Origin of the sequence: Microbacterium sp. NPDC076911 (assembly GCF_040687125.1) — a bacterium.
Taxonomy (GTDB): domain Bacteria; phylum Actinomycetota; class Actinomycetes; order Actinomycetales; family Microbacteriaceae; genus Microbacterium.
This window is the reverse complement of record NZ_JBFBMP010000009.1, coordinates 1-14,557: the sequence shown is the minus strand read 5'-3', so window position 1 is coordinate 14,557 and position 14,557 is coordinate 1. Positions and strand designations below refer to the sequence as shown.

At 60.1% G+C, this 14,557-nt stretch carries 12 protein-coding genes; 7 read left to right on the top strand and 5 right to left on the bottom strand.

Annotated features, from left to right (window positions below):
• Window positions 1–20: 20 nt before the first annotated feature.
• The 5 genes from AB0O81_RS13150 to AB0O81_RS13130 form a co-directional block, all read right to left on the bottom strand.
• On the bottom strand, window positions 21–1,031 hold the full coding sequence (locus tag AB0O81_RS13150; RefSeq protein WP_363584999.1) for an acyltransferase: 1,011 nt from the start codon (window positions 1,029–1,031) through the stop codon (window positions 21–23).
• Window positions 1,032–1,437: 406 nt separating this feature from the next.
• Window positions 1,438–3,261 carry an amidase family protein gene (locus AB0O81_RS13145; RefSeq protein WP_363584997.1) on the bottom strand — a complete coding sequence of 608 codons (1,824 nt, stop codon included), beginning with the start codon at window positions 3,259–3,261 and terminating at the stop codon, window positions 1,438–1,440.
• 53 nt (window positions 3,262–3,314) lie between these two features.
• Window positions 3,315–4,067 carry a cohesin domain-containing protein gene (locus tag AB0O81_RS13140; protein ID WP_363584995.1) on the bottom strand — a complete coding sequence of 251 codons (753 nt, stop codon included), beginning with the start codon at window positions 4,065–4,067 and terminating at the stop codon, window positions 3,315–3,317.
• A 701-nt stretch (window positions 4,068–4,768) separates the two neighbouring features.
• The gene (locus AB0O81_RS13135; protein WP_363584993.1) at window positions 4,769–5,218 is read right to left on the bottom strand and encodes a hypothetical protein; all 450 of its coding nucleotides are present in this window, start codon (window positions 5,216–5,218) and stop codon (window positions 4,769–4,771) included.
• Window positions 5,219–5,223: 5 nt separating this feature from the next.
• The gene (locus AB0O81_RS13130) at window positions 5,224–5,658 is read right to left on the bottom strand and encodes an acyltransferase family protein (RefSeq protein ID WP_363584991.1); all 435 of its coding nucleotides are present in this window, start codon (window positions 5,656–5,658) and stop codon (window positions 5,224–5,226) included.
• Window positions 5,659–6,161: 503 nt separating this feature from the next.
• Here AB0O81_RS13130 and AB0O81_RS13125 point away from each other — a divergent pair.
• From AB0O81_RS13125 to AB0O81_RS13095, 7 genes are all read left to right on the top strand, one after another.
• On the top strand, window positions 6,162–7,415 hold the full coding sequence (locus AB0O81_RS13125; protein WP_363585078.1) for a glycosyltransferase: 1,254 nt from the start codon (window positions 6,162–6,164) through the stop codon (window positions 7,413–7,415).
• The gene (locus AB0O81_RS13120; RefSeq protein WP_363584989.1) at window positions 7,412–8,191 is read left to right on the top strand and encodes a WecB/TagA/CpsF family glycosyltransferase; all 780 of its coding nucleotides are present in this window, start codon (window positions 7,412–7,414) and stop codon (window positions 8,189–8,191) included. The genes AB0O81_RS13125 and AB0O81_RS13120 overlap by 4 nt, the downstream gene beginning before the upstream one ends.
• Before the next feature lie 168 nt (window positions 8,192–8,359).
• On the top strand, window positions 8,360–9,805 hold the full coding sequence (locus AB0O81_RS13115) for a lipopolysaccharide biosynthesis protein (protein ID WP_363584987.1): 1,446 nt from the start codon (window positions 8,360–8,362) through the stop codon (window positions 9,803–9,805).
• Between the two features lie 8 nt (window positions 9,806–9,813).
• Window positions 9,814–10,605 (top strand): polysaccharide pyruvyl transferase family protein, encoded by a 792-nt coding sequence (locus tag AB0O81_RS13110; RefSeq protein WP_363584985.1) that lies wholly within the window; start codon window positions 9,814–9,816, stop codon window positions 10,603–10,605.
• Window positions 10,606–10,672: 67 nt separating this feature from the next.
• Complete coding sequence (locus AB0O81_RS13105; protein ID WP_363584983.1) at window positions 10,673–11,674, top strand: glycosyl transferase; 1,002 nt, start codon at window positions 10,673–10,675, stop codon at window positions 11,672–11,674.
• The gene (locus AB0O81_RS13100; RefSeq protein WP_363584981.1) at window positions 11,671–12,753 is read left to right on the top strand and encodes a polysaccharide pyruvyl transferase family protein; all 1,083 of its coding nucleotides are present in this window, start codon (window positions 11,671–11,673) and stop codon (window positions 12,751–12,753) included. The genes AB0O81_RS13105 and AB0O81_RS13100 overlap by 4 nt, the downstream gene beginning before the upstream one ends.
• 143 nt (window positions 12,754–12,896) lie before the next feature.
• The gene (locus tag AB0O81_RS13095) at window positions 12,897–14,135 is read left to right on the top strand and encodes a hypothetical protein (RefSeq protein ID WP_363584979.1); all 1,239 of its coding nucleotides are present in this window, start codon (window positions 12,897–12,899) and stop codon (window positions 14,133–14,135) included.
• Window positions 14,136–14,557: the final 422 nt, after the last annotated feature.

Genomic DNA, 14,557 nt, shown 5'->3' with positions numbered 1-14,557 from the left:
ATTGACATCGAAGCCAAAGACTATGAAATGAGGGGTCGCTTATCGCGGGACTTGTTTGGCCGCCCGCCGTCGGGCACGGGCCCCGGCATGAGGATTCTTCGCGCTCGAGAGTGAGGAAACTGAAGCAATAGCGCCCCCACCGCCAGCGGCAGCGCGAGGCCGAGCAGCAGGTTGAGCCAGAGGGGCGAGCTCGGCAGCATCCACGCGGGAACAGTGTGCAAGAGAATGATCGGCGTGCTCATGCGAACCACCCAGGTGATTCGCGATGCGATTGCCTTTGGCAATACAAGGGCGAGGGGCTTTGCGAGCAACAGCGCGCCGCACGACAGCATGACGGCCGCGATGACGCTCACGAAGGGGGTGCCGAAGTCGCCGATCTTGAGGATCATTCGCTCGCTCGCACCCGTGGTGATGGCGATCACCGGCAGAATGACGAACACGGCGCCGGTGACGACACGATGACGAAGTCGAGGCTCTAGCCAGCGAAACGCGTCGCCTGCTGCAACGAACACGATCGCACACACCCCTACCCCGATCGATAGCGGCCAGTACGACAGTTGGGGGCCGATGAGCGTCGCGAGCGCAGCAGCGGCGGCTGTGACGACGCGTGCCCCGAGCGGCAATCTGCGCACCAGCGTGTAGAGCATCGCGGCCACGAAGATGGCGGTCATGAACCAGAACGCGGTGAATGGGGTGATGAGGTCGCGGCCGCCGTAGAGCATGACACCTACCTGGTGTGCCATTTCGGCGAAACCGACTTCGCGACGCGCCATGCCCGCGAGCACGAGAGCGCCGATGATGATCAGCCAGCCGGCGTAGGGCACGAGCAGAGTTCGCACTCGGTGAGCCAGCTCATCAGTGAGGGTGCGGCGTCGCGTCATCAGATAGCCCGACAGCACGAAGAACACCGCGACATAGCCGCCCAGGCTCGGGCCAATGAGGTGGTTGCCGACCACGAGCAGCAGCCCCAGGAGCCGCACGATGTCGATGCTCACCGAGCGCTGTTCACCTTGCGGGCGCACCGTTGCCACTGCTGAATCGTGCCACAGGTTTCATGCCAGTTGGAGCAACTCAATGGATGCTGACGCTCACGCTGCGCGCAATGCAAAGACAACCAGTTGGCAAGCTCAGGATTGACTTGGTCTCTGCGCAAGTGCCTGTTTCGGCGGACTCTGCGGGTTTACGCTCACTTCAGCCCCTTTTCACGAGCTCCCCAATAACGAAGCGACCCCGCCCATGGATACCCTGTCTGCACTCGCCCTTCTTCTCGGCGTACCTGTCTTGTTGAGTGTCATCGCGCTCGTGCGCATCCGTCGCATGCCCCGCTGATTCAGCAAAAGGCACTGCTGAGTTCACGCGCGCCGCGCTGACCCAACGAAAAGGGCGGAAGCCCGCGGAGCCCTACTCCGCAAACCTCCGCCCTGACTAACCGGGGGATCAGTCGAACAGTTCTCCGTAGAGAACCGGGGTGGTGCGGTATTCAGTTGCCTGCTCGAAGGCGTAGCTGAGACCCAGCAGGGTTCCCTCAGTGAAGTCGCGCCCGAGGAACTCGAGGTTGACGCCGGCACCGGTGGTGGTGTCGTCGGCTTCGATTGCCTGACCCATCGGCACGGTGACCGAAGGCATGCCCGTGTTGGGGCTCAGACGCAGGTTGGTGCTCTGCGTGCCGTAGGGGTTTCCGCTCGGGTAGACCAGGGTGTCGAGGTTGTACTCGTCCATCAGGTCGTGCACGAGCACCTTGCCGGCAGCAAGCTGCAGGGTGTGCGAGCCTTCTTCGCCAGCCCAGGCTTCGTACTCTTCTTCGGTAACGCCAGCGCGACGCTCGTAGGTGCCCTGACGCGAGGTGACAAAGTTGCCACCCTCAACGATTTCGAGGATCGTGCGCTCGGTTACCTCGGGGGCGAGGTAAGAGGCAACGTATTCTTCGAGGTCGTGACGGAACTCGTTCGTGCTTCCCGAACCTTCGCCGAGAACATCGCTGAAGCCTTCAGGCGCCTCAACCTCGACGACCGTGGCGCCAGCAGCCTCGAAGGTTGCCTTCGCTTCTTCCCAGAGGCGCAGCGTGGTGGTGTTCGAGCCGAGCATCGACGCGACGTATCCGATGGTGGCTCCGTCAAGCGAGTCAGCATCCAAATAAGAGGTGTATGACTCGGGCACAAGACCGGCCTGCGTGCTCGTGATCGGGTCGCCCGCGTCGACGCCCACTACAGCGTCAAGAGCAACCGTGGCGTCAAGAACGCTGCGGGCCATGGGGCCACCGGTGTCTTGCGACAGGGCGAGGGGAACAATTCCATCGCGGCTGGCAAGACCGACCGTCGGGCGAATGCCGACGAGCTGGTTGTATGACGACGGCACACGGATCGATCCACCGGTGTCGGTGCCGAAGCCGATGCCGGCGAGGTTCGCCGCGATTGCCGCACCCGTGCCACCGCTTGATCCACCAGCAGTTTTGGTGGTGTTGTAGGGGCTTGCGATGTAGAGCGTCTCGCCTGCAGGCTGGAACGCCGAGAACTGCGAGGTGAAGCCGTAGGCGAACTCATCAAGGCTCGCCTTGGCGAGAATGATCGCGCCGTCTTCGCGCAGACCCTCGACCATGGTGGCGTCGGAGTCGGTCTGGTTCAGGTTCCAGCAGCCACAACCGGCCGTGGTGACCATGTCGTAGGTGTTGTAGTTGTCTTTCAGCGCGATCGGCACACCGAGCAGCATGCTGGTCATGCCTTCGCTGGCGCGCACGGCGTCAGCTTCGGCAGCGGCGGCGAGAGCCACGTCGCTGACGCTGATGATCGAGTTGAGCGGGCGACCGCCTTCTTGATCGTCAACCAAAGCGGTGTCGTAGAACTCGATGCGATCCATGTATTCCTGGGTGATCGCGACCGAGGTCGTGACGCCGGCGTTCATGGCAGCCTGCATGTCGATGGTCGATGCTTCGATCAGCTCGAAGTCGCCGTCGTCATAGATCATGCGCTGCGAGAGACCCGCGATGTCGCTGACGGTGATGTCGCCCGAAGCGTCAAGGTCGATGACCGAAACACTTGACCACGCGGCGTCATCTGCCGTGGTGCCAAGAGCGGCGGCGGCAACACCGAGGTCGTCGGTGGTTACCTGTGAGTCACCGGTCAGGTCGAGCTCGGTGTAGAACGGTGCGAGCATCGACGCGGTGGTCGGCTCAACTGTGTCGAGTGCGACGGCGGGGGTTGCCACTGCGCCAGCGGCGACAGTTCCCAGCACCGCAATGGTTGCGATGGTTCGCTTGGTGGTCAAGGGAAGCCTCTTCTGTGGACGTGTGAACGCTGATGTAGAAGGAACGGTGGCGGTCATGACTTCACCGCCTTGCGACGCAGCACGAGCACGGCGCCTGCGGCGAGTGCAACGAACGCGATGATGCCGAGAACAACCCAGACGGTTGCGTCTGAACCGGTGACAGCGAGGTCGCCGTCGGTGCTCGACGCGTCGGTCGAGTCAGAGACGTCGGTTGCGTCGTCGGTGGGCGTGGCGGTTGCCGAAGCTGAAGCCGAAGCCGTGGGGGTTGCCGTCGGGGTGGTTGCGACTGCGTCGATGGTGGTGGTGACCGAGTCGACGTCGCTCAGCAACGTGGTGTCGCCAGCTGAGCCGACGAGCGTGAGGCTGCTGATGGCGATGTCTGCCGAGCCGTCGGTCAATGCGGTGAAGCTGAAGCTGACGAGCGTCTGACCAGCTTCGAGGCCCGGTGAGGTGCCGAGGCGGGTGCTGGTGAAGGTCACTTCGTCGGTGCCTTCGGTGACGGAGTCGAAGCCGCCATCGGGGAACGTGGAGGAGTCGGCGTCGAACTCGAGCAGGGTCGAGTCGTAAGAGACGGTGACGTCGTAGGCGAACAGGTCAGAGGTGGCTGAAGCGTCAATGCTGACCTCAACCGTGTCGCCGGCGGTGACCGTCGAAGGTGCCGTGATGGCGACGTCGCCAGCCTCGGCAGCGTTTGCCGCGGGTGCCAGGGCGAGTGATCCGCCGAGCATCGCGGCGATCGCAGCCAGAGTCGCTAGCGCACGGCCGCGGGGGCGGCGTGCTCGCGATGTGGGTGTGAGCTGGGGCATGGGGGTGCCGGTTCCTTTCAGGGGAGACGGACCGCCAGCGCGAATGCCGTCGGCACCCGCGCACCGACGCGTCCAAAGGGAGTGGCACAAACTCTCTACCTGACACGTTTCAAGAATGTCTCGGATGGTTACGGGAGTGTTTCGCGATCACGTCATGCGCAGATCAACGCTAAGAAAAATCATCGAATGAATTGGATGCTGGTACGCTCGCTCGTTCCCGTCATTTCCACACGCTGGTGGTCGGCCTACCGTAGTTGTTCAACGTGCGGAGCAGTTTGTTGACGGATATTGAGCCGAGACGCCCGATGCTTGTGCGCACCAAACATTCGTTGGCGAGTCGAGATCCCAAGTTAGCGTGTGGACAGGACGAGCTCCGCGCTGAAATTGAGCGGGCGTGATTCACGCGTCGGGCGACCCGTAGACACGTTTGGCAGGCCGGTGTTCGACGATTGCTGTGTTGCGCCATCGAACGAGCCGATGCACGAAGCTACTTCTAAAAGATTGCTCGCGCACGACTGCCAAGCAGCTACTCTCGATGGACTACCAACGCGGTCGTCTGTACGTTTTCTGGCAGAGGAACCCCCAACTGATCCAGCGGATCCGGCCAAGAGTGACCTCAAACAGAATTGGGAGCCCGAGGCCGGCGGCTAGCGCGAGGACGAAAATGACGGTGCTGGAGTCGATTCCGATTTGGGTGAGTGTCATGCGAGCAGACGCGGTTCCGGATACATGAAGGAGGTAGATGGCGAATGCGAGAAGTAGCCGAGCCAGGCAAGAGGCTTCCACGCAAAGTAGTGGCGGAACGACAGCACCGTTGCAATCGCTGCGACGCCCAAGCTCACGCGGAGTAGCCCATCGGTCACTGGGTCGAGCGCAATCCAACCGAAGACGTCAGCCGAACGAAGCGCAAACAGCGACAGGGTTGCGGTCAAAGCGAGCCATCGGTACCGAATCGCTTGGTTTCGAGTCTCGGCGAACAGATAGCCGAGCAGGAAGAAAGGCATCAGCCGGAAGAACCCACTTAGGGAGAGAAAGTCCCATGCCTCGGGAACCTCGACCAAAAGCGATGTCCCTGCTGTCAGAACAATCGCGGTGGGCAGTGCACCCCGACGACGTAGTAACCCGAGCGCGTCTGCCAGGCCGACGGCCATAAGAATCAAAAAAATCGCTTGTAGGAACCAAAAATGACCGACGCCGTAAACGTACACTTTCCAAAATCACCGGTACTCACATCACTATTTGTGCCGGGTACCAGAGACTGCATCAGCACGAACACTGTCCCGAGTGTCACCAGCGGAATGAGCAATCGGCGAGCTTTGCCGCGAGCGAACACTCGCCTGTAGCTACCTAAGTTGTTGAGCGGACGCAACCCATAGGCAAAGCCCGAAAGTGCCGTGCATAGAGGCATTCGTATGTCGATGAGGAACTCATAGGAGTGTCGCCATGCCGAGTCGGGGGTGACTTGTAGCCCGACGTCGCTCGTCCCGCCGATCACATCGCCAGCCACCACGAGTACGATCGCCAGCCCGCGCAGTGCGTCGATCGCGACGTCGCGTCGCACTATCTGATTGGCGACGTCGGACTTCTGCAACTGGGAACGTCGGTCGAATCTATATGCTCAGCGTTTTGAACGTGAGAACGGAGCGAGTCAACTGTTTGAACAGGTGCATACGGAGCCGCGGTGTTACGTGATCGTCACAATCATCCCTTACGCTTGGCCGTTGCCGGAACGTTCAGCTGGCGATAATGCCTTCTGGCATTCGAACATCGAAAGGCCAACGTGTCGATCATTGATAGCGACACGACAATGACGTCGGAAAATGCAAATCTTCGCTCCCGAAGGGGTGTGCGGCGGATAACTCTCATCCCGCTTAGCACTGTGAGCGCCGTGAGTTGCCCACCAATCCAGAGCTTGAATGATGCAGCCCGTCGCTGCAACTCGGATCGTGTCGGGCGAGCCATCATGGGAAGCCATCGCCGGCACTACCTCCCGGTGGGCCCGGCCCCTCGATGCCCCATTGCCGCGAGCGCCAGCCAGATCGTCGTCGACGGCAACGTTCTGACCAGTACTAGAGTCTACGACCAGTGGTAGCTATGCGCCGGCAGAATGCCCGAATCTTATCCAACAATGTCCTAGACGGAGAAAGCCAATTGCCAGCGCATATTTCCTCTCGTTTTCCCACGGGTTCGGCCGCGCAACCGCGCGCACTTTACGTGTCGGGAGCCCCCAGGCTTTCCACGAAGGCGACAACTGAGAGCCTGGGGCCGCGTTCACACATTCTCGGCGTCATTCATGCTTTCGAGTCGATGGGCATCGACATTGATCGTTTCATCGTCGGCGATACCGTCCCAGATTCCCTTCACGCGGCCGGAAGCGAGAAGCGGATGGGCTCGTCGCGCGCGCGCGTAGCGGCCGCGGACGCCGCCAGGTTGATGTACAGAAGCAAGTCGCGTCGGTCCCTCGCGCGAGCTGCGGCATCCCGGCCATACGCTTTCGTCTACGAGCGATACGCGCTAATGCAGGAGCTTGGCTCGGTGGTTCGAGACAGGCGAACGCCGTGGGTCCTCGAAGTGAATGCCTTGCTCGCGATTGAAGCCACAACAGAGCGCAAGGCCACAACCAGTCATCGCCTCGCGGCGGCCTTCGAGAAGCGCACCCTTGAGTCGGCAGACCTGATTGTTGCCGTCACCGACCAACTTGCCGATGCGGTGGCCACAGAGTATGGAATCGCACGCTCGAAGATTCTGACAATTGAAAACGGCGTTGACACTACATGCCGCGCACCGTCAGCAAATTCCGCACAGGCTGCTCCAACTCTCGGTTTTCTCGGGAGCTTGTATTCCTGGCAACGCCTAGACGAGCTGTTAGACGCAATGACCGCCCCGAAGAACACAGATTGGCGGCTGCGGGTGGCGGGCACCGGACCTGAGTACAGTGCGCTCAAAGCCCAGGTGGAGCGTCTCGGCCTTGCGGAGCGCGTGGAGTTTCTTGGACGGGTCCACCCTGACGATGTCAGCGACTTCCTTGCAACGGTGGACCTCTGCTACGCGGGTCATGGCAGTAGCCAGGGCGTCTACTTTTCGCCGCTTAAACTGTGGGAGTACCTAGCCGCGGGTCGCCCCGTGCTCGCTTCCGCTCATGAAACCACGCTTCGACTTGAATCCGAGGGCTTCGCAGTTCGCTGCTTCGCAAGCAAGAACGACCTAGCTGGTGCGTTGACAGCCAGCAGTATGGAACGCTCATCGACGCTTGAGCTTGCGCAGAGCCGACAGCAGGAAGTCTGGGCTAAATACTCATGGAAAGCACGAGTGGCACCGCTCGTCGCGCGTCTAGGTGCCGACGCATGACCGACGTGCGCAGGGTCGAGCTGCCACTCGGCCTTGGAAGCGTTACACCGATGACTGCGCCAGAAGTCTGCCGGTGGATTCTTCAGCCGCCTGCTTCACCAAGAACGCGAATTCTCGCGAATCTCAATCTTCACGGCACCTACCTTGCGTATCGCGACGAGCCATTTCGGCGCTTTACGCGCCTCGCTGATGCGGTTCTCATCGACGGGTGGCCGATCTTGCAGCTTGCTCGTGCCGGAGCGGCAAGAGGCCAATATATAGAGAATGAGGCCCGACTAGGAAGTACCGATTGGCTCGAGCATCTGATTCGTATGGATCCAGACATCACGATTGTCGCAGTTGGCGGTTCACCCGACTCAAGCCGCGGAATGTCCGAGTACGTCGCTCGGCGAAGCACGCAGGTGCGGTGGGTCGCCTTCGACGGTTACAGCCTCGAAGCACAGGGTAGCGTCGGTGTCGAAGCGGGTGGAAGAGTGGACGAATGGCTGCCGCGTGCTGACCTTGTTCTCGTCGGAATGGGGATGCCAGTCCAGGAGAAGTGGGTGCTTGATCGCCTCGTTCGATGTAGTGTTACCGCCGTCGTCGCAAACGTAGGCGGATGCTTCGATTACTTTTCGGGGCATCAGTCGTTGGCGCCGCGCTGGATGGGGCGTTTCGGTCTGGAATGGCTCTATCGACTTGTTCACTCACCTCGTCGGCTCGTCGGTCGATACCTCTGGGAACCGATCAAGCTCGGCCGCGAGATTGTTCTGCATAGAGGGCGCCCAGTTCTGTGACGCTTCTCTCATGGGTTACCCAGGTTCCGGTGGCGCGTATCAGGTGGAACGCCCTGCGCGTCAGGCTCGATCACCATAGTGTTGCTTGAACCTGAGCAACGTGGCTCAGCCGAAAGCGTTGTAGTCCCCCCCCCCCAGAACCGACCACCCCACCACCTGGAGTTCCCAGTGAGCCTCGCAGATACGGCCGCCCGCGGTGGCGCGGTCACGCTCGCCGGGCAACTGGCTCGCTTCATTATGCAACTTGCGTCGGTTGCTATTCTGGCTCGACTCATCGATCCGACCGACTATGGCCTCTTTACGATGGTCTTTGCGATCGTTGGAGTTGCGAGTGTCATCGGTGACTTCGGTCTCTCCTTGGCGGCCATTCAATCGCAGAACATCACCCCGCAACAGCGGACCAATCTGTTTTGGACCAATACCGCGATCGGAATTGCTCTCGGTATTCTGGTCGTGCTGGGGGCCCCCGCGCTCGCGGAGTTTTATGGAGTGCCAGCGGTGACGCCGATTGCACAGGTGATGGCAATCACATTTCTGCTCAACGCACTCACTGCGCAGTTTCGCGCCGAGGTATCAATCAAGTTGCGGTTTTCCTGGCTCGCAGTCATCGACGTTCTGGCAGTGGCCGTCGCGCTAGGGCTGGCGATCGGCATTGCAGTTTCCGGCGGGGGGTATTGGGCACTCGTAGCACAGCAGTTGGTGATTGCCGCAGTGTCATTGATCGGTCTGGCCCTCGCCGCACGGTGGCTTCCTGGGCTACCACGACGGGGAGCGCACATGCGCGAACTCTATGCGTTCGGCGCGAATACGCTGGGCGTGCAGCTGTTCTCCTATGCGACGTCGAATGTGGACAGCATCCTCATCGGGAGAGTATGGGGGACCATGCCACTCGGCATCTACGACCGGGCCTACCAACTGTTTCGACTTCCTTTACAACAGATCGCCGCGCCGATGACGAAAGTCGCGATGCCGATTTTATCGAAGCTGCAGGCGGACGACCGGTATGAGGCTTACGTCCGTCGCGCACAAATGGTGCTCGGCTACACATTCGGTGGGACCTTCTGGTTACTTGCAGCACTCTCGGACCCGATCGTAGACATTCTCCTGGGCCCGGGATGGGGCCAGGCCAAGCCGATTTTTACAGTGCTCGCTGTGGGCGGCGTCTTCCAAGCGATTGGCTTCGTCTATTACTGGGTGTTCCTATCGCTGGCGCTTACAGGTCTCCAGCTCCGGTGGACAGTCATTGGCCGATCGACGATGGTTGCGTGCATGGCTGTTGGTGTGATTTGGGGGCCATTGGGGGTCGCGATCGGATCGACGATCGGCCAGGCCATCAACTGGTCGCTACAGACCACATTCCCGATGTCGAAGACGGGACTCCGTCGAGCCCCCCTTATTGCGATTGCTTTGCGCCCGATCGCGTTGTTCGCTCCAGTCTCGATCGTTTGCGTCGTCGTCTCGTATACAGTCATGTCGGCATGGAATCCCTGGACACAGTTGGCAGTTTTGGTGCCAACCTTGTGTGCTTACTTCGCCGTCGCATCGCTGGTGCCGTCCGTTCGTTCGGATTACTCACATCTTCTCGCCGTAGCCCAACGGCTCCGCCGTAGGTAAGGAAAATCATGGCTGTCACCGTCGTACATTTCAACCCGCGGATTCGCTCGCAGGGCTTCCGGGGACGCCTGACCCGCGGACGCCCGCTCAACAACTTCGGTGATCTCATCGGCCCAGTCCTGGTCGACCGCATTCTGGCAGACGCGGGGCTCGTGCAGCCGCGTAGGACCCACCGGCTTGTCGCGGTTGGCTCGATCATGAAGCTCACCCGCCCGGGAGACACGGTCTGGGGTTCAGGAGTGAACGGCAAGTCTATGGACGTCGGCGCGGCGCCAGCGCTGGACGTGCGCGCTGTCCGTGGGCCGAAGACACGCGAGTCCCTCGAGGCTGTCGGGTGCCGCGTTCCTGAGGTGTATGGTGACCCTGGTTTGCTCTGGTCACGGTTCTGGCCACGAGACACCTACTTGCGTGATGGTGCCTCCCTTGAGCCCGTCGGGATCGTGCCGAACTTTCACGACCGTAGCACTCTTACTGGTGAGAACGTGATCGACCCCATTGGGGACCCTCACGCTGTTATCGGCAGAATCGCCCGTTCGTCGTTCGTCTGCGGTTCCTCGCTTCATGGAATCGTAATAGCGGAAGCTTTCGGAATTCCCGCGCGGCTCATCCGCTCGAGGCACGAGCCACCGTTTAAGTACGACGACTACTACGCCGGGACGGGGCGATCAGAATACGCGGTCGCGACGAGCGTAGGTGAGGCGATTTCGATGGGAGGAGAGCGCCCCCCTATCTTTGATGGCGAGCAACTACTGGTTGCGTTCCCCGCAGACCTATACGCAACGCAAGCTGAGGCCTCATGAACAGTCTTTGGCCGATGTCGGGCGTGGCAGCCGTGAATTGCGAGCGTCTACGCAATACCCAGAAAGGATGCTTCACATCATCGGTAAAGTGACGGTTCTAGAGTCAGTCGACGCACCAGGCCCAACAATCAAGTACATCGATCAAGTTGTTCGCGAAGCACCGGATGATGTTGTGTTCAGGTACTTTTCTTGGCCCGCGGCACTGTTCGGAACCTACGACGTGTTCCACGTACACTGGCCGGAGTTCCTCATCCGCAGTCGCTGGCGTGTGGTTGCATTCGCGCGACGTTTGCTGTTCCGTCTACTCTTGGTGCGTCTTCGAGCGCGTGGAACACGCATCGTTCGAACGATTCATAACCTGGAACCTCATGCCGAGGGCGCACCCGCCGAAGCGCTACTCTTGGAACGCCTAGACGCGCAAATAGGCGCCTGGGTGCGTATCAACAGTGTCACACCATTCCCACCCGCGGGCGAGCACTACACCGTATTGCATGGTAGTTATCGTAAGCAGTTCGCGTCCACGGTTCGCCCCCCGGCAAAAAAGGGCCGCATTCTGTACATCGGTCGGATAGAACCGTATAAGGGCGTCGAAGAGCTAGCCCGCGTGTTCACCGAGGATGGTGTGTTAGCAGCGGAGCTCCGCATTGTGGGGAAAGCTGACGACGCGATGCGGCATTCGATCGAGGCGATCACCGCCACCGATAGCCGAGTGCAATGCCACTTTGAGTTTGTATCTGACGACCGTCTCGTCGCAGAGATCTCCGAGTCCGAGCTCGTCGTGCTTCCGTATCGCGAGATGCACAATTCCGGCATCGCACTCATTGCGTTGTCACTGAACCGACCGATTCTCGTGCCTGATACCCTCGCGAACGCAAGTCTCTCAGACGAGGTTGGGTCCGAATGGGTAATTCGATACCGAGATCGAATCTCGGGCACGGTGCTGCGTGATGCGCTCGCAAAGTCCACTGGGTTGCGCGATCGAGTGCCTTATCTTGACAATCGCGATTGGTCACAGGTTGCTGAAGGATATGCGGCCGCGTTTCGCGGAGCGAAGGACGCCACACAGTGAGAATATTCATCAATCCGAGCGGCCAGCGAGAGAATCTGGGCGATTCAGTCCTTCGCCGGGGGTACATTAACGAGTTGCGCGAATTGGGCGAGGTCCACGTCCTCGCTGGAGCGCACGCTTCCTACGTGTCCGGACTCGGGCTCACTGACGCTGACTGCAAGTACGCAACCAAAAGAGAGTGGTTCAGCGCCGCATTCAACTACATGCGCCGGGAACGATCGGTTTTTGCAGTCAACGCTGGCGAAGTCGTGACAGGAAGAAACTTTGCGACGAGCTACGTTTGGCAGTATGCCCTCGCGCAGGCGGTTCGAGCTGGCGGAGGTGCCACGGTCGCGATGGGCATGGGAAACCGCGAAGAGCCCGGGACCACCCGACTTCTGCTCCGCCGTTTTGCTCACGGCGCCGACTTTGTCACGTGGAGGGATGAAAGCGCGTGTGCTCAGTTCGGAGTGGGCTCAGTTCAGCCGGACTGGGCCGCTGCTCTCGGCCAACCGGATGCCGAGCTCATGTCGGGGTCGTCCGCGCGCACCCGGGTAGTTGTCTCTCTACGAGGTGACCGCGACGTTCCAGATGCAAACTGGTTTACCGCTGTCGAGGAGTCACTCGCAGCGATGGGCTCTCCTGAGGTGATCGCCGTGGTACAGGTCTTGCGCGATACTGATCGTGCACGCGAACTCGCGCATCGGTTCGGTGGTCGCACCCTAGAATGGCCAACGGACCGAAGCCATGCCGAACATGAACAAGTGCTCCGAGCGCTCTATCGCACTTCCAAGGCTGTCATCAGTGATCGCATTCACGCGCTAATTATCGGTATGACGGAGGGAGCTGTGCCGATCGGATTCACGCCCCACAGCGCGCAGAAAGTCTCCAAAACTTTTCGGGCCATCGCGCCATCGACGGCTGCCTGGTCGGCGCAAGACGCCACAATCGCGGCTTCGGATCACACGTCCCGTATCCTTGCGGCAGCTCAGGATGGGCAGATCATCATGGCCGAGCTCGTCTCGGCGCGGGCTCGGCTTCGGGAAACATGTGTTCAATTGAGAGCAGCCATTGATGCGCCAGTCGATGGTCGGTCGTGACGAGCGTGACACAGTCGTGTCGCCCTAGTGGCGCACGAATAGTGGCTGGGCACCCTTCACTCAGATTGGTTTCTTTCGTAGGACTGCTCGCTGGCCTTTCGGCCGCATTGGTTGGCGTACGTATAGGCCCTACACCAGCTGGTATGACGAGTATCGCTCTGATGGCGGTGGCCTTTGGTTTAGCGTTCGTGACGCTCCGCGCGGATGAGATCGGTCGGCTCCGGCTGGGTGCTGTCGATGTCGCCTTCGCCCTCTTTATATTCGTTAAAGTCTGTGTTGAGCTAGCCAACGCGAGTGATCTGAATCACTCGTTCTACTCCGCAACGTTGCTCATCCCGGTCGCTTCATACGTTGCGTTTCTCCTTGCACGCCAATCGTCTCCCAGCTTGAGGCACGCCGTTCAGCTCTTGCGCTGGATTTCGATACCCGCGGCGGGAGTGGCTTTGCTCGCTGCCCTGCAGGTGGCACGTGCTCCGCTGGCCGCGCAGTTCATCTCGAATTTCGTCTCCGCTGAAGGTTACGAGCGACGTCTTGAGCTCGGCTGGGCGATCCGAGGAACGTCGACTATCGGTCATCACACCGCCTTGGGCGGTTACTTCGTGTGCATGACCACCATTGTTTGCCTAGACCTTCTCATCAGTAACAAGCTCCAGAAGCGTTTGCCTGTCACCCCGCTGGTCCTACTCCCGGTTGTGCTCGTTGGACAGCTGACATCATTGACGTTTGCAACCATCGCTCTTTCCGCGATAATCACGCTCGTTACCCTCGTGCTACTTGGCTTGCGTCCCGGCATTGTGGTTACGTTGGGTGTGGTGACATTCGCTGCATGGCGACTATTTGGCGCGGAATTGGAGTCTCGGCTCGACAGCCAAACAATCGGTGCCGCAAACCAGCAGTACTCATGGCTACCCGAGACGATCTCCTATCGCATGGGTATTTGGACACGGGAAACGATCCCTGCAATTGCCGAACGGCCACTCACCGGTTGGGGCATCGATGTGTATGCCGGTGTGTCTAAGGGCTGGCCGGTCTTTCCCACACAATTGTCGTGGGGATCACCTGAATCGGAGTACTTGCGGACGCTAATCAGCGGGGGACTACTTGCACTCTGCGCACAATTGGCACTTTTCATCACAGCAGCCGCAGTTATCGTAGCCCTATGGCGTGGACTGAGCGGGGCGATCGCGACTCCGGTAGCCGTCATGTTTGGAGGGCTTCTATTGATCTCACTCTTGCATAGCCACTTCAACAACCCAGGAGTACCATATCCATTCTGGCTGATAGTCGGTGCCTGCGCGGGACTCGCAGCGGCTACGAACCAGGAGAAATTAAGGACCGAACTCAAAAACGGATTGCTAAGTCCACCAAGCGGCCAGAAGTGAAGCTGGAATCCTATCTGCTCCGCATTCGTAGCTTGAGAAAGCTGTGCTGTCGTGTGTCATCTGCACTCGTCAGTCGTGGCGTCAGCCGCGACGAGCGGGTCCGATAGAGCAGGCAACGAGTCGATTTCGCACTTGCTCTCGGTTTCGGCACCACGGCCGCGCGGTCACGAGGATGGATCCATGACGTCAGCGGACGGCGTTGCCTCGTTTGCCTCTTTGTAGGGTGACCGCTTGAACTTGCCGCGAGTCTGAATACATTGGGGCTCCTTGGAGAGTGCAACGCGGTTACGACGTTTCTAACGTCGCCCGCACTTTGAGACTAGTTCTGGGGGGTGCCCCTATGTCTTTCGTCAAGACCTCGTGTCGCGAGCTGAGCGACTGCGGATCAGTCAGAGGGGTTGTTCGCGAGCGGTCCTGATAGC